The organism is Edaphovirga cremea (assembly GCF_003332275.1).
In the GTDB taxonomy this organism is placed as follows: domain Bacteria; phylum Pseudomonadota; class Gammaproteobacteria; order Enterobacterales; family Enterobacteriaceae; genus Edaphovirga; species Edaphovirga cremea.
Genome location: NZ_QOVA01000002.1, coordinates 266,525 through 286,730, shown reverse-complemented (window position 1 = coordinate 286,730; position 20,206 = coordinate 266,525). Strand labels below are relative to the sequence as shown.

Genomic DNA, 20,206 nt, shown 5'->3' with positions numbered 1-20,206 from the left:
GGTTTTGTCCAGCTAAAGATAATCCACGTTGCTGACTGAATCTGCGTACCCCAAAATTCTATAACTGGTTGAAGTCTCCATTCGAGGGAGATGAATAGCCCGAAGAATAGTACCAACCGTGGCATGCTGCTCAACTGAATTAGTCAAAAAATCAAGATACTGGATTTCCAAATAGCCGCCCTCTCTAAAATGGTAAAACCACTCGCCATCAACTACGGATTCATAGCCATTGAGAGACGTGATTTTCCATAAAGGAGGAGATTCCATGCCAACCATTGCTAGGCGGATTTCATTCCATTTTGTATTATTCATGCAGCTATAAAGCATTCGAACATCCCAGCGTCTGCTACCGGAAGATTAACACATTGTGATGTCAGCAATGTCCGCTCCTGGCACATAGCAGCCTCAGATCGTTGTTGTAGGCAGATTGAACTGCCGGGAGTTTTTTAATCCTGACTTCATGTTAGAAATGTATCCGTAAAAGGATCCAAAAGACGCCGAGTTAGCCGAAGTTATCAAGTGTCTCAGGGCGTGAAGAGGACAGTATCTGTAATCGCTGATGTTAACTGTTGCAAAGCCCTTGAATAGTTGAATACCAAAGGCTACTTTCAAGTTCATTACTACATTTTAAAATTAAGATATTGATTTATAAATATATTATCCGTATCGTTAAAGCACTTTAATCTGAGTGTGAGGGATCTTACTTATGAGTGGGCCGACAAAATGAAAATTGATGTATTTGCTTTTGGCACGACCAACTGGAGTGAAGTCGAAAGGATAGAGCACCCAGGAGAAACTGGTAGAGCTTACTGGCGCACCCAACTCTTTGGTGAGAAGCCGAATCAAATCCGTGTGCGAATGGTTGAATATACCCCTGGCTACCTTGCAGATCATTGGTGCCAAAAAGGACATATCCTTTTCTGCGTGGAGGGTGAACTAGAAACAATGCTCGAAGATGGGCGTAAATTCATTTTAACTGCGGGGATGAGTTATCAGGTTGGCGATAACGCGGAGCCACATCAGTCCAGAACTACCACAGGCGCAAAACTCTTTATTGTGGACTAATTCGCGATTGCTTCTGCCCGTTTCTGACACAGAGCTGCATTAGATAGTCGTTGTGGGCAGATTGAACTGCCGGGAATTTTTTAATCCTGACTTTATGTTAGAAATGTGTCCGTAAGAGGATGGTTCATCGGTATGGTTCATAGGACCAAGTACTATTTCTTTGAGTGTAGTCTACCCGTAATTTCTGGAATGTCCGCTTCACGCCCTGAGACATTCGACAAGCTTTTTTATGGCTTCAGTAAGGGCGAGTGTCGAGCTTCGAGAGCCAGCAAATATTTTGCTTCGTCGTACTGAGTTCTGGTCTTCCAGCAGCGGTAAATGATCCTTATCCATTTGAATGCCAGAGCCCGGATTGCAGATTGGTGAGATTTTCCTTTTTCTCGCATTCCCTGATAATAAAGTCTGGCCCAGTATGATGAGTTAACCGTCTTGGCAGCCCATTCAACAAAGGTCTGCCTGACGAACTTGGCACACTGCCATCTCCAGTGAACCCAGGATTTCTGGCCACTTCTTTCCGTCACCGGTGCAATACCTGCATAGTTTTGAATTTCTTCAGCGCTGTTAAATCGGTCACGGTTATCACCAAGTGCAGCAAGCATCCATGGGCCCATACACGGCCCCATGCCCGGAAGTGATTTCAACAGCCCCGCATCTGGCAGTGTGTCAAACAGCGTTTCGATTCGTTCGTCATAGGTTTTGATGATTTCACTCACGACTTTGATTTGTGTCGCCAATGCTGCTGCCATCAAAGCATTAGCCTCTATAACACTCGGGTCTGTAGTCAATGGGATCGCGTTATCAATACTCACCACACGTTGCTCTGTAAGGGCCATCGCGCGGCCACCTTTGGCATTCAGAAAGTTGCGGACCGTCTCGCGCCTGGCACGTTTCAGTTGTTGCAGACTGGGCCACCTTATAATCAGTTCACACAAAAGTAAGCTACCCCGATGTGAGAACCACTCCAGTGGCTGAGGGTAATATTGTTTAAGCGTGTTGATTATCCGGTTCACAAAGCGTCGTTTATCTTCAACCAACTGACGACGTTGCTCAACCAGTTGCTGAAGTAAGCGAATATCCGCATTGTCGGGTTCAATAGCTTTTATCTTCTGGGGGTAACGCAGCATTAACTCCAATGCCAGCTCGGCATCCTGCGGATCATCTTTAGCGCCGCTGGGCGAGAAGGCTTGCCGATAACGAGCCAGGGACAAAGCGTGGACGGGGAAAACGGTGATAAAGGGATATTTTTGAAGAGCATATACCACGGGGCCCTTCTTCAGTTCGAGAGCAATGGCGATTCTGCCTTTTACCTTCTGGTGTAACTCAGTAAGCCAGACATCAAGCGCTTCTGCTGTATGTTCAATCACATGGAATACGCGTTCACCGTTATTAAACTGAACACAGACATCGTGTTTTTTATCTGCCCAGTCCAGACCAACGTGCGCAGCAAATTGATTAGTCACAGTCATCACCAACTCCTTTTTATCGGGGATTGGTATGCGTTCCACGTTCTTCGAAAGAAATATAGCCAGCAGTTTATCTGCATGCCCTGAGTATTCGTTAGCGAACGTGGAGCACCTACTGGCTCGAAAGAAAAGCGGCGATCATCACATGATTCTCGCTCAATATTCGTAACCAGTAAGCGCATACCCTGAATCACTTTAAAGTGTAATTCTCAGGGTGCGAATGACTATACCTCGCTCGTAGCAGACCTCACGGCTCTTCAGACGGTCCGCTTCCTGCCAGGAGCTGAAGTTAACGACCAAACATCGACGGCAATTGCGCGCAGCGGAATTGCCGTCCGAGTGCAGCGCCTTTTTATGTGGTTACTGCATTGATTCGTTTATATCTTTGGGTAAAGGCCTCTCTACCACCCTCCATCACTCGGCATATCTCATCGCGTATGGAGGGCTCTTGAAGACCCCCTTGCGTCACAATTCTGGTTTGGCCAGACCTAATATCAAGGGCAATGACGTTTTCCGCGTCACCATTCACGACGATGTTGGCGTTGTGCGTGACCTCTAAAACCTGCCGTTTCTGTTTGATCTCCCGCAATTGCGTCACGATCAGGTCATAGATCAAGTGGTTGTCAAGATCGTCCTCAGGCTGATCAAGTACGAGAGGCTCATTGCCATATGAAAGGATAAATGCAAGGAGAGCAGCCGTTTTTTGCCCCGGAGATCCTTGCTCTACGGGTTTGAAGCTCTCGCCGTTCTTAAGGCTATATTTGATATCCAGAGAATCACCTGGAAACCAGCATTGAATTCGATCTATCTGTTCCGGAGTTAGCCCCTGAATGTGGGATACAAAGCGTCGATCTTTGGAGGAAGCCACCGCGGTAGTATCGTTTGCATGGATTGCAAGTAGCGATGATTTCAATGTCTCAATTTTATCATCCATAGTTCTGGATTGGTCTTGCGTTAAATTAGCCAGCAAGCCCTCATCCCCGTCAACTACCCCAATGTCGCGGTCAAAGCCGCCACTGCTGCGGCCGATCAGGTTACGGAATTCTTCCTCAACCGTGAGCTTGTTTCCAAACGGAATGACATTGATCTTTACATATGAATTGCCGACGAGGGTCTCCTTGAGAAAGTCCTCGCGAAGCTTAGTTATCATGGCCCGATGCTCATGGAGCTTGACCAAGTACTCTTCCGCGCTCTTCTGATGCTGCGCAAGAGTTTCTCTCTTTTTGTTGAATTCCTTGAGCTTATCTTCGAAATCTTGCCGCTGCTTAACCAGAACACCATATGCAGATGGATCGCCCGCATCTGCTGCGCTGAGTTGACCGAGGAGGTCGGTGTATTCCTGGTTCGCCGTTGTGATTTTTTTCGATATTCCCAGGTCTGGCCGCGCTTGATTCCATGCGCTCTTCGCATCATCAATCCGCTGCGCGATTGAATTCATCTCTATCTGGAGCTTCTCAAACGTCGCACGGATGCCCTCGGCGGTATCGATGAGTTCTTTGTCATCCGCATTCCCAACGTCGAAATGTTGTAAATCCAATTCTGGTGGCAACAGGCTTCCTGAAATATCCCGGACCTGTTCGGCGGAACCTTCCCAGGTCTTTCCCCAGGAGTCCATAGCCTTACTCTGATTCTGTCTGAGCTGGTAAGCCTTAAGGACATCCGCGTGGCCCGCCTTTTCAAAAACATCGAGCTTGCGTTTGACGTCCTCAAGCTGACCTTTGGTTACCGATTCCTCCTGAAGTCCGGCCTGAACTTCACGCTTCTGGGCGCGAATCGAGAGATATTTGGAAACCAATTCCTCCCACTTAAGCTGCCAATCACGATGATTGACCGCCGGGGCATCATCGACAACCTGCAAGAGCGCCTGGGGATGCTTCGCCAGTTCGAATATCTGTTTCTGGCTGTAAATCCTGACAGGAAATCGTTGTGCTATGTCTCCCTCGGAAGCGCTCCAGATTCCGGGAGCGGTCTCTTCCTCTATGCCGTATATGTTGTCGGTGTTAGACCAGGTGATTCGAAAACGGCCACCGTCTTTTCGAAAACCGACGGTAATTTTCGTGGCATCTTTTAACAGCCCTTCATCCTGGCGGTCTTTCGACGTTTGACTGTATTTGGTAAATTCCTTTTCAAGGCTCTTAGGGATTTCTCCCTTCCGTTTGAGAGCAATCCGCAGGAACTCCAACGAAGTCGATTTCCCAGTGCCTCGTCCACCAATGATGGTGTTGAGCCAGGGGTTAAATTGACAGGATAAGGATTGCCCTCGACCCAGGTACTTCGCATCGTCAACCACGATACTTTCGATGGCGAGTTGTCCATGGGTATTGGGGTCACCAGTGAAGTTGTCCGACCGCTTCAGTGAAAGAGCCCCATCAATGAGCGCCAGCCGTAATCCGTCATAGGATGGCTCCGACATTTTTACCCAGGTGAAATGGCTACCAGGGTAGCGTTGATCTCCGGTACCGGACGGATGATGGGAATCGGTTCCAAGAACCTCAGCCCAATTCAAATTCTTGCCGATGTAGAGCTGCGGTTTTGCCTGAGCAAGGTCCGTTACCTCCATGGCAAATACACATTTGTTGTCAAGCACCTGCTCCAGTGTATTGCCGGTACAGACCGTAAAAAGTTCGCTTGCCTGATCGACATGAGCAGGTATTGCAAGCCCACCAGACCTGGCAATTTCGTCAATCACCTCAACTGCAGAGCATTCAGAACAGCCGTCGCTCTTTCCTTTGGTGGCGCGATACCTGACCGCACCGAGCAGTGAGTCGATATCAGAGGTAGTCTTGTCTTGGCCGAAAATGGCCAGAATATGGATATTCCCCTGAACGGTAAGCTCAACGCCTGGGAATAGGTAGAGCGGTCGATAATCCGCATGACCTTCAGATGCCAGCTCCTGGAGTGCCTGCTTGAGTGGATCAATCCAGGCGCCTGAATTATGATCCGTTACAGCGACGCAATCGATGCCTTGTCGCATGTAGTTGAGCAGCCAATCCTTATGAGTGATCTGCTTATACTGGGCCTGGTTAGTGCCTTTCCCATAATCGTCCGATGTCGGAGTGTGATTGTGGAAGTCGAATTTCCACCACCGAGAACCAATCCAGTTCATTTGTACTGTTCCTGTTCTTTTTATTAGTGCGACTGTGCAAGGTCGCTAACCTTGCAAACTAGATTACCTTGTAAGGTTGGAAAGTCCAATGTCCGCAATTCGCTGTGAGTTCAACGGGTCGAAACAACGCTATCCTTAAACGAGGGGGACGTTGCCATGAAACGAATAATGCACTGTGGACAATATCGGTACACTTAACGAGCAAAAGACTGACAGCAGTGGTGCTTCCCGCATATGTCACCGGTTTGCGGTGTAGATCAGGAAACGCGCAGATAAAACAGTATGGTAGGTGATCCTTGCTAATTGAAGGGGTAATATATTTCGGTACGTTATATCCCTTTTGTGGCTGTCTTTTGCGATCATGCCGCAAGTGAGGAAAATAATAATTAAGGAGCAGGTCCGTGGTCAGAATTTGCAAAGTTGAGATTCAGAACTTCCGAACAATACGCTTACTTAACTGACTACCCTCACCTGGTCTCAACTGCCTGATTGGCCCAGGAGACAGCGGCAAGACCACGATTCTCGATGCGATTGACCTTTGCCTTGGCGCCCGCCGCAATATCAGTTTCGCCGATACCGATTTTTATGGGCTGGATGTCACCCAGCCCATCAGCATCACGCTGACGCTTGGCTCATTGCCCGATGCCCTGATGCGCTTGGATTCGTACGGAAATTATTTACAGGCCTTCAACCGCGCAAACGGGTTGGTCACCGAAGAACCTGAACAGGGTCCGGAAACGGTTCTTTGCTTACGTTTGATGGTGGATAGCGAGCTGGAGCCTGTCTGGTCGCTGGTATCACAGCGCGCTCAGGCACAAGGGCTGGAGCGCAACATTGCCTGGAAGGATCGGTTGCTGTTAGCCCCTGCCCGGCTCGGGGCTTATGCTAGTTCCAACCTGTCATGGACACGCGGTTCGGTACTCAATCGGCTGACTGAGGAGCGTCCGGATCTGGGCGCCGAACTGGCCAATGCGGCACGCCAGGCCCGAAACGGTTTCGGAGGTCAAGCTGGTGTTCAGCTGGCTGCAACACTGCAAATCGTGACCCAGAAAGCCAATGAACTTGGCGTGCCAGTGGGTGGCGGCACCCAGGTATTGCTGGACGCGCACGCAGTATCCATCGGAGACGGTGCCATCGCGCTACACGATGCTACAGGGGTGCCCTTACGCTCACTGGGAACAGGCTCATCCCGTCTACTGGTCGCAGGTATGCAACGTGCAGCAGCGCAGCATGCGTCTGTCGCTCTGGTCGACGAAGTGGAGTATGGCCTGGAGCGGCATCGCCTAACCCGACTGCTGAATTCTCTTGGTGCGAAGGAAAATCCCTCACCCCTTCAGGTTTTTCTGACCACCCATTCCCCGGTCGCTGTCCGCGAGCTCAACGGCAATCAGCTCTTCGTGGTACGCAAGACTCCGGGGGCTCCGCATCTGGTTCTTCAGGTAGGTGTCGCTGATGATATTCAAAGCACCGTCAGGGCTGATCCGGAAGCGTTTCTCGCCCGTAGCGTCATTGTCTGCGAAGGCGCCAGTGAAGTCGGCCTGATCCGTGGCTTGGACCATTTCTGGACGAACATAAACGGACAGTCAATGCTGGCCGCAGGGACTGCGTTTGTGAATGTCGGCGGCGGAGAGCCGGACCGGTGTTTTGTTCGCGGGCTCGCATTGCGCCGGCTTGGCTACCGGGTGCTGGTCATGGTTGATGCGGATAAGCCGCCCACCGCGGCGACCGTACAGGCATACGTGGATGCAGGTGGAGAGTATATCACCTGGCGAAACGGACGTGCTCTGGAGGACGAGCTGTTTCTGAGCCTGCCGGATGCCGGCGTTGATGCCTTACTTCAGCGGGCCATCGACCTTATGGACGAAGAGCTAGTGGCTGCGCATATTCAGGCACAGTCAAACGGTCAACTGACACTCGCCCACATCCGGCAACAGCGAGAATTGATCGGCATGCCGTATCCTATCGAAACGCGGCAGTTGCTGGGGATGGCCGCGCGTAATCGCCGAAACGGCTGGTTTAAATCAGTCACCAAATATGAGGATGTGGCCCGCGATATTCTGGGTCCGCACATGCCAGCCACAGATGCTGTGTTTCACGCACTTATTGATCGGCTTTACGGATGGGCCCATGCCGCCTGAGTACAATTTATTTGCTTTTCGCCGCGGCGCGATCACGGCCCCAGCGGGGTGTGGCAAGACGCAACTTATCGCCGATACGCTGACCCAGCATACCGGAACAACGCCGGTACTCATCCTCACTCATACCAACGCTGGTGTCACAACACTGCGTCTGCGCATGCAAAAAGCCGGAGTGCCCGCTTCGGCTTACCACATTGCCACAATTGATGGTTTTTCCATGCGGCTGGTGGCGATGTTTCCGCAGCGAAGTACTGTTGCCGCTGCGGTCCTCCTACTCCGGAATCCCGGAGCCGACTACCCGGCAATACGCCTGGCTGCCAGGCATTTACTCCAAAGCGGACACCTCAATGAGGTCCTCGCAGCAAGTTATGCCCATCTGATTGTCGATGAGTATCAGGACTGCAATCTAGTGCAGCACGATCTGGTGACAGCACTTTCCGTGGTACTTCCCACCTGCGTTCTTGGCGACCCGATGCAGGCTATCTTCGGCTTTCGCGGTAATCAACTGGTGGGCTGGAATACCCACGTGCTTCCGCATTTTCCTGCTATCGGCGAGCTGAATCAGCCCTGGCGCTGGACGAACGCAGGCAAGCCCGAATTTGGTCAGTGGCTTCTGGAGTGTCGGCGAATACTCCTGGCAGGAGGTGGCATTGATTTGCGCCAGGCGCCGGCCGAAGTCGTCTGGGTCGAGTTGCAGCCGGCTACTGCCATTAAGCAACGGCTCATCGCTGCGTTAACACAGGCTGTTACGCGGGAGGGAGACGTGCTGGTGATTGGCGACAGTCGCAATCCTCGTGGCCGCCGGCAAATGGCCAGTCAGACACCGGGAGCGACTGCGGTAGAGCCCGTCGACCTTGCCGACCTAACGCTGTTTGGAACGACATTTAACCTGCAGGCTGCCGACGCACTGACTCGTCTGATGGAGTTTGCCGCGGAGGTGATGACGCAGGTCGGTGTAGCTGCATTGCAACACCGATTGGGGAGCTTAAGCCGGGGGACTGCACACAATCCTGCTACTGAGGCAGAAGCCGCACTACTCGCTTTCACGAATGCCCCAAGCTTCCCCTTGGCCGCCGAGGCTCTACGCGCGTTGACCAGGCAAAACAATGCCCGGGTCTATCGTCCGGATGTTTTGTATTGCTGTCTGCGCGCGATGCAAATGGCTGGAGGAGGCAACTGCAGTTTTGCCGATGCCACGGTGCGGGAGCGCGAACGAAACCGCCACGAAAGCCGGCCCCTTGCGCGCCGTGCGATTGGCAGCACCCTGTTGCTGAAGGGACTGGAAGCGGAGGTGGCCGTCATAACCGCCCCTGAAGAGATGGATGCCCGGCATCTCTACGTAGCTTTCACGCGTGGCTCGAAGAAGCTGGTTGTCTGCTCGTTGACTCCCATATTGATGGCTCGCTAACCGAATCCAATCCCTGTGCCTGTCCAGAGGAGGCTAGTATGGGCTACTTGGTCCAAAGAGGATTAAAAGTTCTGGAGTTAAAACCAGTGTGGTTTATTATTGAGCAATGTGTTGCAGCCAACTGCAGCAGGTATGATATATAGCCCGGAGAACTTGCTTTGGTTAATAACACGGAGTTCGCATCACCTTATTCGCTATCCGCTCTGCTTTTCGAAGGCATTCAATCGGAACCTGACGCAGCCCCAGAATGCAGTGCCGATTTCCATCTAAGTCAGCGTCACTATGTTGAAGCTCTTCAGGGCTATCAACAACTTGATTCAGTAGCCCCGAGGATCGCGGCCAAAATAGCCTACTGCGAATGGATGACTAATCGCTTAGATGAAGCTAAAAAGCGGCTCATGGCGTTAGGTAAAGCTCTCGATGCTGATGGGATCGGCTTATTAAGCAAGCTAATCAGCGTAGATCGCGATTGTGAGCATCAGAAAGATAATCTCGTTGAGATTTGGCCTAGGTTGCAGGCTGTGGTTGCAGGAAGTCAGGTACCTTTAATTGCTGTCTTTGCCCGGTTTCAATTTATGTGGCCTGATGATCTTTGCAACCCAAATCAACGTCTTCAGGAGCTGGAACATTTACTTACTCTTCATCCTAATTGCCAACAACTTCGGTTGGCTGTGCTTAAAAGTATGCAACGTACGCATGCACCAATAGATAACCAATACATATTGTTACATGCCAAAGAACATACGGCACCACTCCCCCAGTATATTTGGTTATTGGCAGGCGTTGCTACTAAAATAGGACAGTTTGATGAAGCACTAAACTGCCTTGAGCAGCTTGAAACACGGGAGCGGCGATGTAATTCGCCTTCTGAAGAGATGCTTTGGGAAATCGAACTTGCTCGCTGTGATATAGATATTAGAGCCGGAAATACGGATCCCATATCAGCTTTAGAACGCTTAGAAAGAAGTACATTAATCTCAACGGGTAACCGCATAACTGCAAGTCGCTTGGCTCTGGCACTAGCTTGCACAACATCGGTAGATCAAGTTGCTGAAATAGCAGATAAATTTCTGAGTGCACTAGGATCACAAAAGAGTGGGGTCTCAATCAGTGTGTCGGAACTTGATAATGATCTTTATCCTGTAAAAGGGGATGACTGGGGCACCTACGAAAGTTGTTGGTCACATGACAGCCTGGCACATTTTAAAGATATTCTTATCTACACCACACAGCATCAAACGCAGCGCTATTTTCGCGCAGTGTTTGTGACCGCTCTTCTTGACGAAGAATACGAGGAAACTGAATCCCCTGAATTTAACGAAGACTTTTGGCTATATCTTGCTGAACTCTTAGGCGATGTTACCGATTGCCCTGAGGAGTTTGGAGGACAGCTCCTCGCGCTGCATGTGGTTATCCAGTCACATCTTGCTCGCCCTAATTGGGCCAAAGTTGGAAAGTTCTGGTTCATGTCCGAATGGTTTGCTCACCAAAATAAGAAGGACCTACCTTATCGCTGGCTAAGCCTTGAAGCTGTTGGAAACGATGCTGAGTACGCCCGTAAATTCGCAAGTGGTGTTATAAAACAATTGAAACAACACGCATTAGCTCCCCCTACGGCTTACGATCTTGTTGAAGAATTAGCGGAAGTACTCACTAAATTTCGGATTAGCAATGAGCTCTATCAGTTGATGGCAGGGATTTCAGATGGAGATGAACGTTCTAATGTTCAGTTTTATCTCGGGCTAGCATCACAATGGACAAAACGTAAAGCCGAAGCAATCTCCGCATATAAAAAGGTTATTGCGCTCAATCCAACTCATTACTCAGCAATTTTCAACACACTTTTGCTATGCACAAGTCATTCTGATTCCCCTTTGCTTAAGCAACTAGAACAACATATTTCTAGTTTCGATGGTATTGATGTTGATAAGAAGCAACGTCTGATGGATGAACTGAGTCTTGCCCAGCAAAGATGCGAGAACAAAGAAGCCATTAAAAGGCGGATAATTCTTCAAGAGTTGCAAGATTATCCAACACTTGTGAACAAAATTATTGAGCCTGCGGATGTATCACTTCGTGCTGCTGTAGCCCTATTAGCTCTTTTCCGATGTGCGAATGCAGAGCCTGGAGCAGTTGAATTGCCACCGATAGATGAATACAGTACGCCGTTTGCTCCTGCTGTTAGTAACAGACGAGTTTTATTCGATTTATTAAAAACAGGCCTTGTGGCTGTGCATCCAGAGACAAATCTTGATGCATTTGTCATCAATGATGGAAGATTGGAGTCTTGGCGATTTGGTCGCGTCAGATGGCTCTTGTCTCAAGCGTGCGCCTCTTTTGTTGAACATCTTCGCTCTCTTAACGGAAATATCCCTGCTTCTTGGCGCAATGACATTCAGCCGTTAGCTTTTGAAATTGCGCGTGGTGAAGTTGCAGAATATCTCAACCATCTTGCACAAGAGCGTGGGTGGCCTGAACCAGGAAATACAGAGGATGTTGCTGACTTGACTCGTGAGTTAGTGAATGAACTTCCCGTAGCTCAAACATTCCATCTGGCCTATCTTGGCGCAATGTCAGCAAGCGATTATAAGCAAAAGTATCCAGTATCAGCACAGCAGGCAGCCGTAGCGTTAATCAAACGTACCGGTGATCGGCTGACTTCAGTGCGTAGCGGAAAATTTCCTGCGAAAGCTTATGACCGTCCCTGGAACCTCCCTCGATCAGCAGTTAGCTTTGCATTGTGGGGGACGATAATGAACAGAGGAGATGATGGATTTACTCAAAAGATTTCTGAGTTGACTTCTGTATTTCAAAGTCAAAGCTAAATAGCTGCGCCTAATTGTGCTACACCTTGCATCAGGCCTTGCTACGCTTGGGTTTTCTCTTTGTTGGTAAAGGGAGTCAGTCACCATACAGCTTCACCAGCTACTGCTGTTCACTGGACAAGCATCCCCAGAAATCGACAACTGGAGTGGTATTAGGCGCAGTTATTTAGCTTCAAGTAACTTATGACCATGTAAGAAGATATGGAACACAAAGGACTAAAGTAGGCTCAGATGTTCTTTATCAGTGAGCAAAGCGTAGTTAATCCGGAGATCTTCTATGCCACTAACGACCGAGTAATCTATGCGATTGTAGGGCATATCAATCACTTTTTACGTAAAAAAACGTTCTCTGCGTGAGAAGCTAGCAACAAGGAACACTTATTGCCTCACTCAAGATTTTGGATCTTTTTATATTAAAAACAATAAAGTATACTGAGTCTGCATACGTCCATAATTTGCGGTGTGAGGAATGATGAATAGTAATCTGACCAAAATTTGTTATCGAGGTGAAACTGGGGAAAGCGATTTAAGAACGTTGATGCTTGGTGAGATCTTATATATCTCGCTGCGGGACGTTTTAGTCACTCTGAATAAAGAAAATAGAGAGATAAACGCTGATTACACAGTAAAATCGATGCCAGGTATAATCAGAGCTCAACTACAGGCACTTGACTCTGATGAATATATTACAACTGATGCAGAGAATGGTGTGTTTGAAGGGCAAAAAGAAATTTTTGTTACCCAGCCAGGATTATATCGTGTTATGTCAAGTGACCGAAGCGCTGCTGGTAAACGCTTTCAAAAATGGTTATTTCACGAGGTCATACCATCGTTGACTAAACACGGAGTCTACCCACCTCCGCCAGAAGCAAAAGGGTCTACTTTCGCTCAAATGGCAGAGATGCTTGCTCAGAACTCACGAGCACTTGCTGATGCTATCCACAAACATGAGAAATTAGTAGAAGATGTATCGCAAGTAAAAGGCAAAGTTGCTGATGTTGAAAACCGCCTAAACCTGTTAGAATCCGGGACATCCGTTGTAGCAGAAGATATGCAATCTCTTGATAGTCGGCTTACTTTTTTAGATATGTTCATGGATGAAAAACATGTAACCGAGACATTGGCTTGGTGCGAAAATATTTCTATTAGAAATAATAGAAAGGTTATCCGTAGAGATAGCAGAGAGAATACACTCTTTACTACACAGACTATTGACGAAGCGATATCTATAATGAATGAAAGTGGAAAAATAACGCTAAATTAGAGCCTGCCCATAATTCTGTGTAACTGCCAGCCTATTAAAGGTGATCGTTTAGACGGTCACCGAACTCGATAATAAAGCGACTCATTGCCAACCGCCAGTTCTGGATCGGCATATTCCATTTTTTCGACGCCGCCTGGATCGCCAGATAAATCACCTTTCTCACCGAGTCGTCTGTCGGGAACACTTTACGCTTCTTAATCGCCTGCCGGATAACGCTGTTCAGCGATTCAATAGCGTTAGTTGTGTAAATGGCCTTGCGGATATCCGCAGGATAACCGAAGAACGTGTTGAGATTCTCCCAGTAAGCACGCCAGCTTTTACTGATTTGCGGGTATTTCTCATCCCAGAAGCTCGCGAACTTATCTAACGCCATTAGAGCTGCTTCCTCTGTCGGGGCCTGGTACACCGTTTTCAACCCGCTGGTGACCGCTTTGTAGTCTTTCCACGACACGTACTTCAGGCTGTTACGCACCATGTGGATAATGCACAGCTGGATGTGGGTTTGCGGATAGACGCTGTTTATCGCGTCCGGGAAGCCCTTCAGGCCGTCTACGCAAGCAATCAGGATGTCCTGAAGCCCCCGATTTTTCAGCTCAGTCAATACGTTGAGCCAGAACTTCGCTCCCTCATTCTCGGCCAGCCACATGCCTAACAGTTCTTTTTTCCCCTCGGTGTTAATCCCCAGGGTCAGGAATACGGCCTTGTTGATTACGCTGCCATTTTGACGCACTTTCACCACGATACAGTCAAGGTAAACAATGGGATACAGTGAGTCTAGGGGGCGATTCTGCCACTCGGTGACCTGCTCTTTAACGGCATCGGTGACTTTGGATATTAGCGTGGGTGACACATCGGCATCGTACATCTCCTTGAATGTGGCGACGATTTCCCTTGTGGTCATCCCTTTGGCATATAAGGATAAAATCTGGCTGTCCATCTGCGTGATACGCGTCTGATTTTTCTTTATCAACGGGGGTTCAAAGGAGCCTTCACGGTCACGTGGTGTGTTCAGCTCGATCTCGCCATCATCAGTGAACAGCGTTTTAGACGAGTAACCGTTACGGGTATTCGAGCCTGTTTTAGGGGCATTTTTTTCATGGCCGAGGTGGTCAGTAAGTTCGGCATTCAAGGCGGTTTCGACGGTGAGCTTGGTCAGCATACGAGAAAACGCATTGAGATCGGCTTCGGTTTTAAGGCCTTTGGCCAGTTCGGCAGCAAGTGCCTTAAGTTTCTTTTCGTCCATAAATTGCCTGTCTCCATTGTCAGGAGGAACATATCAAAAACAGGCAATTACACAATTTAAATTACAGTCTCCTAAATTAAGTTCTGTCTTTGAAATTCTCAGAGGGGGGGAGTGCGGACGTTTTCCTGGACCTTCAGGAGATAATTCATGCATTCATATGAGGACCGGATTAGGGCTGTTGAACTCTATTATCGGTATGGTAAAAAAGCCTCTGTGGTTGTTAGAGAATTGGGGTATCCGTCCATTAAACAGCTCGGTCGCTGGGTGCGAATTTATGAAAAAACTGGCAACTTACCGAGAGAATTAAAATCGAGACAACGATATTCGCATGCACAAAAAATTGCTGCTGTTGAGCATTACCTGACGCATGGTGGTCGTCTGGCGTTCACCCGGCGAGCCAAAGGCTATCCCAGCAATGAGTTGCTTAAACGCTGGATTGAAGAGCTTTATCCAAACCGGAGTCCTCTGGTCGTTCGCTCAAATACGAACAAATGCTTCACTCCGGATGAAAGATCTCAGGCTGTCCGTGAGCTCTGCAACCGGCGTGGAACCGCCCTTAAAGTTGCACAAAGCATAGGCGTCAGCGTTCCGGTCCTGTACAAATGGAAGAAAGACCTGCTCGACGATGAGGCTTATAAATCCATGCGTAGACGTAAAGCAGCCCCTCAGGATAAAAACCAGGATCCATTGATTGATGAAATTACCCGGCTTAAACAGCAACTTCATCAGTTGCATCTTGAACGTGACATCCTGACAAAAGCGAATGAACTAATAAAAAAAGACATGGGCATCAGCGTCCTGACCCTGAAGAACAGGGAGAAAACCCAGATCGTTGATGCCCTTAAGAATATCTATCCCATCGCTGAATTGCTTTGTGTTCTGCAACTCGCCCGGAGTTGCTATTTTTATCACAAAGCGAGCCAACGTCTGCATGATAAGTATGCGGAAATACGCGTTGCCATGGGAAAGATCTTTGAAGGAAATTACCGCTGCTATGGCTACCGGCGTCTCCACGCAATGCTCAGGGAGAACAACTCCCACATCTCTGAAAAGGTCGTTCGCAGGCTGATGGCTGAGGAGCAACTCATCGTTAAGCGAGCCGGGCGGCGGCGATACAGCTCTTACTGCGGAGAAATAGGGCCGGCACCTGAAAATATCCTTGCCAGAAATTTTCGCGCCTGCCGGCCAAATGAGAAGTGGCTGACTGATATTACCGAGTTCCAGCTTCCGGCAGGCAAGGTCTATCTGTCGCCAGTAATCGACTGTTTTGATGGCAAAGTAGTGAGCTGGTCGATAGGCACACGTCTGGATGCAAAACTGGTGAATGGTATGCTCGATGATGCGATCGATACGCTCAGAGAAAATGAAAGACCGGTAATACACAGCGACAGAGGCGGCCATTATCGATGGCCGGGCTGGCTGGATCGTATCAGTGCATCAGGTCTTATAAGGTCTATGTCACGCAAAGGTTGCTCGTCGGATAACGCGGCGTGTGAAGGCTTCTTCGGGCGGGTCAAAAATGAAATGTACTATGGCAGAAACTGGGCCACCACAACGCTGGAAGATTTTATCTGCTTCCTGGACAGGTACATACGCTGGTATAACGAGAAGCGAATCAAGATCTCATTAGGTGCGATGAGTCCGGTGAAGTACCGCCAGCATCTGGGGATCACAACATAACCAGTCCAACAAAACATCCGCATCTCCGGGAGGACAGAGTTGCGCTATCGTTTACAGCACATACTTCTGACATAAATGAGCCTTCCCACACGGAGAAGGCCACACACAAATCACAGATCGATTCGACTACACCCGAAGTTACGATCCCCTTCCCCAAAAACTTTGGTTTCGACTTTGCTCAGGTAATCCAGACGCTCAAGCAGGTCCTGGTAATGTTCGTCGAAGTCAGGACTGTTAGTGTCCAGCACGTAGCGGCAATCATCTGGAAAATGCACCAAGCCTTGGTGATCTTCGAGTTCCAGCCCTAGAGCGCTGTACCATGCGCCAGTAATCATCCCTCTCAGGTTGTCTTCATGATTGTAATCACCGAGATGGTAGTAAGCGTCTTTGTTGAATAACAGGCAAATGTGGTAATGGCATTTACCTGATTCTGAAAACTCTCTTGCCCACATAATAAACATAGGGCAGCGATAGATACGTTTACCCTCTCGTTGCTTACGAGTTTTGTCAGCTTCCAGTTTAGCCTTTAGGGCGCCGCGCATCCGCGACATTACTCCCGGTTCCAGATTAGGGAAACAGCAAATGTTATCACCATCATCGACGATACCTGGATAATGGATATCTACCCTTACCGCCGTAACTCGTGGATATTTATTCGTCAGAGCATTCAATAATGCATTAATCTTCATCCGATAAAGCTGTACATAATTCATATCAATATACCTATGTGTTTGGTCCTACAATCTGTCAGAGACCATATTAGTTATTGCCACACAGGCAGGGCTGTACCTTATCGATAATTAAGGTATATACTGGCATCAGATCTTAGTATCCCCATACCGTTGTGATCTGATCATTACTTTATTAGTAATACTATCCTTAGATGGTTATTAGGCAATATTAAGGATAGATAGCCATTATAATACCTATCCAACATCTAAATTTAAGATAAAGTCGCCCCCAGCCTGTGATGACTGTTTAAAAGTTACTCTGCAATTAGCTTGCTGAATTAACCGATAATTCCTTTATTCCAATTACGTTTTACTGTCGATATGCTTATCTCCAATTCTTTTGCTGTTTGCGATTGAGTCAGCCCTCTGCACTTAGCTAGCTCGATGCCTTCACGATATTCGCTTCCTTCCCTTCTACCTAATGGCTTAGTGATATTTCTTTTCTTCAACGCAGCTAAGTCCACCTTCCTGCATTCATTCTGTATCTTTGGAAGTAATAAAGTAAAAATATATCCGTCAGCAGTCGAGGTTAGCTTCTTTTGAGGGAAGTAACAATGAATGCGTATAGCCTTTTTAGCGCATCGTATTATGTTTTCCTGGATCTCCTCTGCGTTGCTCCCCAAACTATTTAGGTCTAATACAACCAGATCGTCGCCTCTACCCATCCCTCGGTTGATAAGGATTTTCAAAGAATTCGATTTGTTGGGTGACGGTTGACTGTCAATCAGTGTCCGTTCCGAACTTATCGATAAAGCTGTGCGTACGTCTTTAATCTCCGACTTAAGATTCTGATCCTCAACTTCAGCCACATTCCGGTATAGATGGTAAAAAAATCCAGACATTCTGCTTAACTCCGGTATCAATTATTAATTATAGCTACCTTTAGGTGTCTAAAGGAGCAATTCAGTGTAATACTCTAATACATCAATTTTTTTCACCATTAATCATATCGGCAAAAGGATTAATAATGATAATGTTCCCCGTTGGTTTTGAGGAAGATGCAACGTCACCTTCTCGAATCACTGGAATCATCACCGCCTTATCGTTTATGTAAAATATCGGAATCCAACAAATATGCGGAAACGAGGTGTTTACAGAGTGCTTTTTGAGAACTCTATATATTCCGTATTCAATTAACTCAATAGCAGGAAGTAATACAACTCTGCTAAGATCAAAAAAATTGCATTCATACATGGTATCTTTGATCAACTGGATAGTAGCAAGCCCAGTTGCCAATCGTTTTGCATAATTCACCTTTCGATCCGTGTAAATATAAATAGCATTTTTCACCTCAGTATCTTTAATGCAGTTTCTTAACGTCTTTTTAATTTCCTCTATTTCAAGATTACTCATTCTCTGATCTGGAAGACTGTTTTTTATATCTGTCACATCTAGAATATCTCCAGACATTAAAATATGAGACTTCCAAACATCCAGAAAAAACTCTGCATCTGTTTTTTTCGATTCTCCCTCAATCAATGGAATCAATGGAATTTGTTTTTTCAAAAACGATGGTGCAGCAGTATGCAACACTTGAGAAATAGTCGCGGAGAGTGAACACCCTGCATTTTTACTGTACTCCTTATAAGCTTCAATGGTTGATTCGTAATTAGTGGAGAAAGTGATTTTTTGTGACATAAGAGCCTCGTTGTAATATTAAAAAATGTTTCAACTTTAGTTATCCAGCCACCTTCATATTGGTCTCCATGAGTATTTGCGAAATAGCCAATAACTTGCTAAGGTTTCAGATAACATCATCGGATGCTAATCCAAAAAAGTAAGTCGCTCAGCAGCCAACCGCAGGACTTTGCCCCGAGAGCTTTACGCAAAGGAAATTTTCCAGCTTGCTCAAGCTTCCACGCAGTGGAACGAGCAATCGATGTAATGCGCTGACGCTCTTGTTCACGCACCAAGCGATCTGACGGCTCACCATAGTTCTGCAGAGCCTGTAGGCGCTGTTCAGCGGTAGGTTGAGTAAAAGGTTTGTTCATGATTGCCTCCTGTTGTTTCGGTGTAGACAATCATGTTTCAGAGCGGAGGAATTGTGAAGTGATAAACTTTTGGATAAGCGCTTAGTAAGACATTAGCTAAGGGGGTTTCTCAGCCAAGGTTCAACATCATTTGCAGTGAACTCCACATCGAAACAGAAAGACTCTAATGCAGCCAGTTTGTTGAGTTCGGCAGCGATAACAGCTGCTTTTCTTTTGGTATTTTTAATTTTATTTTTTTTGCAAAAAAGTAAAAGAAATAAATACATGCCTTTCTTCTTCTCTAAAGTAAATCTTTGCCTTTTATCTGTATATGGCCCTGGTTTTACAAACCATTCACAAAGGGTGCTTTCTGAAACTTTCACATTCCACATATCGTCGTATTCAGGTTTAAGCTTACTGATAATAGGAACACCATCACTTTCTACAACAACCTCTCTCATGACCAAACAGAGTGCAAAGTTGTATTTTTCTGTCGCAAATTTCATTTTTACTGACTCTTCACCGTCAGAAAATATATCTATATTTTTAGCACTTACAGAAGGGAAAAGGAATTCAAGCACACTTATCTCGATATATAAATCATTATTACCAACTAACACATCTTCATTAAAAATCAAATAATCCTCATCGTACAAACTATATACATACACCCCTCCAGAAGTATCACACTGAATATTGAATGACACTTTATCTTTAAGAGTGTATTTGCCATTATTAAATCTGGATACCTGAGTAGGAATAACTTTCCAATACCCTAATGCTCTCCCAGAGTACTCATAATTGAAATACTTCCCCTGGATAGACCTTGAGATCTTAAAATCCTCTTTAACAGTTAAGTGAGGACTTAATGGCAAGTCGGGAATGAATTTTAAAATTGAATTAGCTGGACTGTCTGCTGACACATAGAACTCGTCTCCATCACTAATAATCTTCTCGCCTCCTATGTGCAACGATGGTGAAATACACCGTGATAATCGACAGTTTTTACCATTACCGCCAAAATACAAAAACAAATCTATTTTCTTAGCGAACCACTCATCAAGAATTTTCTCGACAACCGTCTCATCTGAAACTTTTGATAAAGAAACAAAATTAGAGTTCATCAAATCCACCATTAAGAATGCATTAACTTATTGAATAATATATCAAATCCTCTTTGACATCACTTATGATAATGAAAAGTATGTGATCCTAGTCAAGAATTAGTGCAGCTCCGAATTTGCCTCCCCGACCGTCCCAGATCACCAATGGCTGAATTATGCATTTGACGAGCAGATATCAGCCTTGCTAGC

The 20,206-nt window shown here is 47.0% G+C and carries 15 protein-coding genes and 1 pseudogene; 7 read left to right on the top strand and 9 right to left on the bottom strand.

Features of this window, described 5'->3' with window-relative positions:
* Window positions 1–12: 12 nt before the first annotated feature.
* Entirely contained in the window at window positions 13–327 is a 315-nt protein-coding gene (locus DRI82_RS04235; RefSeq protein ID WP_114192244.1) for a DUF6678 family protein, read from the bottom strand.
* Between the two features lie 396 nt (window positions 328–723).
* Here DRI82_RS04235 and DRI82_RS04230 point away from each other — a divergent pair, with 396 nt between their 5' ends.
* Window positions 724–1,065, top strand: a complete 342-nt coding sequence (locus DRI82_RS04230; RefSeq protein ID WP_114192243.1) for a DHCW motif cupin fold protein — start codon at window positions 724–726, stop codon at window positions 1,063–1,065.
* 227 nt (window positions 1,066–1,292) lie between these two features.
* Here the strand turns inward: DRI82_RS04230 and DRI82_RS04225 are convergent, their stop codons facing one another.
* Together DRI82_RS04225 and DRI82_RS04220 are read right to left on the bottom strand one after the other, a co-directional pair.
* Window positions 1,293–2,531: an IS110 family RNA-guided transposase gene (locus tag DRI82_RS04225; RefSeq protein ID WP_114192242.1), complete on the bottom strand. Its 1,239-nt coding sequence runs from the start codon at window positions 2,529–2,531 to the stop codon at window positions 1,293–1,295.
* Between the two features lie 349 nt (window positions 2,532–2,880).
* The gene (locus DRI82_RS04220) at window positions 2,881–5,634 is read right to left on the bottom strand and encodes a TrlF family AAA-like ATPase (protein WP_114192241.1); all 2,754 of its coding nucleotides are present in this window, start codon (window positions 5,632–5,634) and stop codon (window positions 2,881–2,883) included.
* Window positions 5,635–6,113: 479 nt separating this feature from the next.
* On the opposite strand from DRI82_RS04220, the pseudogene DRI82_RS24675 reads away from it, so the two are divergent.
* From DRI82_RS24675 to DRI82_RS04200, 5 genes and pseudogenes are all read left to right on the top strand, one after another.
* Window positions 6,114–6,992, top strand: a pseudogene (locus tag DRI82_RS24675) (ATP-dependent nuclease); the annotation flags it as partial.
* Between the two features lie 39 nt (window positions 6,993–7,031).
* Window positions 7,032–7,772 carry a TOPRIM nucleotidyl transferase/hydrolase domain-containing protein gene (locus DRI82_RS24670; RefSeq protein WP_425452621.1) on the top strand — a complete coding sequence of 247 codons (741 nt, stop codon included), beginning with the start codon at window positions 7,032–7,034 and terminating at the stop codon, window positions 7,770–7,772.
* Window positions 7,762–9,180, top strand: a complete 1,419-nt coding sequence (locus tag DRI82_RS04210; RefSeq protein WP_114192240.1) for a UvrD-helicase domain-containing protein — start codon at window positions 7,762–7,764, stop codon at window positions 9,178–9,180. Before DRI82_RS24670 ends, DRI82_RS04210 begins: the two co-directional genes overlap by 11 nt.
* Before the next feature lie 362 nt (window positions 9,181–9,542).
* Window positions 9,543–12,005, top strand: coding sequence for a hypothetical protein (locus tag DRI82_RS04205; RefSeq protein WP_157968008.1), 2,463 nt, complete (start codon window positions 9,543–9,545; stop codon window positions 12,003–12,005).
* 469 nt (window positions 12,006–12,474) lie between these two features.
* The gene (locus DRI82_RS04200; RefSeq protein ID WP_245956770.1) at window positions 12,475–13,269 is read left to right on the top strand and encodes a BRO-N domain-containing protein; all 795 of its coding nucleotides are present in this window, start codon (window positions 12,475–12,477) and stop codon (window positions 13,267–13,269) included.
* 34 nt (window positions 13,270–13,303) lie between these two features.
* On the opposite strand, the gene DRI82_RS04195 is transcribed toward DRI82_RS04200, so the two are convergent.
* Window positions 13,304–14,512 carry an IS256 family transposase gene (locus DRI82_RS04195; RefSeq protein WP_114192237.1) on the bottom strand — a complete coding sequence of 403 codons (1,209 nt, stop codon included), beginning with the start codon at window positions 14,510–14,512 and terminating at the stop codon, window positions 13,304–13,306.
* A 147-nt stretch (window positions 14,513–14,659) separates the two neighbouring features.
* On the opposite strand from DRI82_RS04195, the gene DRI82_RS04190 reads away from it, so the two are divergent.
* Window positions 14,660–16,192 (top strand): IS3 family transposase, encoded by a 1,533-nt coding sequence (locus DRI82_RS04190; RefSeq protein WP_114192236.1) that lies wholly within the window; start codon window positions 14,660–14,662, stop codon window positions 16,190–16,192.
* A gap of 110 nt (window positions 16,193–16,302) precedes the next feature.
* On the opposite strand, the gene DRI82_RS04185 is transcribed toward DRI82_RS04190, so the two are convergent.
* The 5 genes from DRI82_RS04185 to DRI82_RS04165 form a co-directional block, all read right to left on the bottom strand.
* Complete coding sequence (locus tag DRI82_RS04185) at window positions 16,303–16,905, bottom strand: inovirus Gp2 family protein (protein WP_114192235.1); 603 nt, start codon at window positions 16,903–16,905, stop codon at window positions 16,303–16,305.
* 296 nt (window positions 16,906–17,201) lie between these two features.
* A complete protein-coding gene (locus DRI82_RS04180) occupies window positions 17,202–17,765 on the bottom strand; it encodes an ECF-type sigma factor (RefSeq protein WP_114192234.1) in 564 nt (187 codons plus the stop codon).
* A gap of 82 nt (window positions 17,766–17,847) precedes the next feature.
* On the bottom strand, window positions 17,848–18,561 hold the full coding sequence (locus DRI82_RS04175; RefSeq protein ID WP_114192233.1) for a hypothetical protein: 714 nt from the start codon (window positions 18,559–18,561) through the stop codon (window positions 17,848–17,850).
* A 116-nt stretch (window positions 18,562–18,677) separates the two neighbouring features.
* On the bottom strand, window positions 18,678–18,914 hold the full coding sequence (locus tag DRI82_RS04170) for a helix-turn-helix transcriptional regulator (protein WP_114192232.1): 237 nt from the start codon (window positions 18,912–18,914) through the stop codon (window positions 18,678–18,680).
* 92 nt (window positions 18,915–19,006) lie between these two features.
* Window positions 19,007–20,017 carry a hypothetical protein gene (locus tag DRI82_RS04165; RefSeq protein WP_157968007.1) on the bottom strand — a complete coding sequence of 337 codons (1,011 nt, stop codon included), beginning with the start codon at window positions 20,015–20,017 and terminating at the stop codon, window positions 19,007–19,009.
* Between the last annotated feature and the right edge of the window lie 189 nt (window positions 20,018–20,206).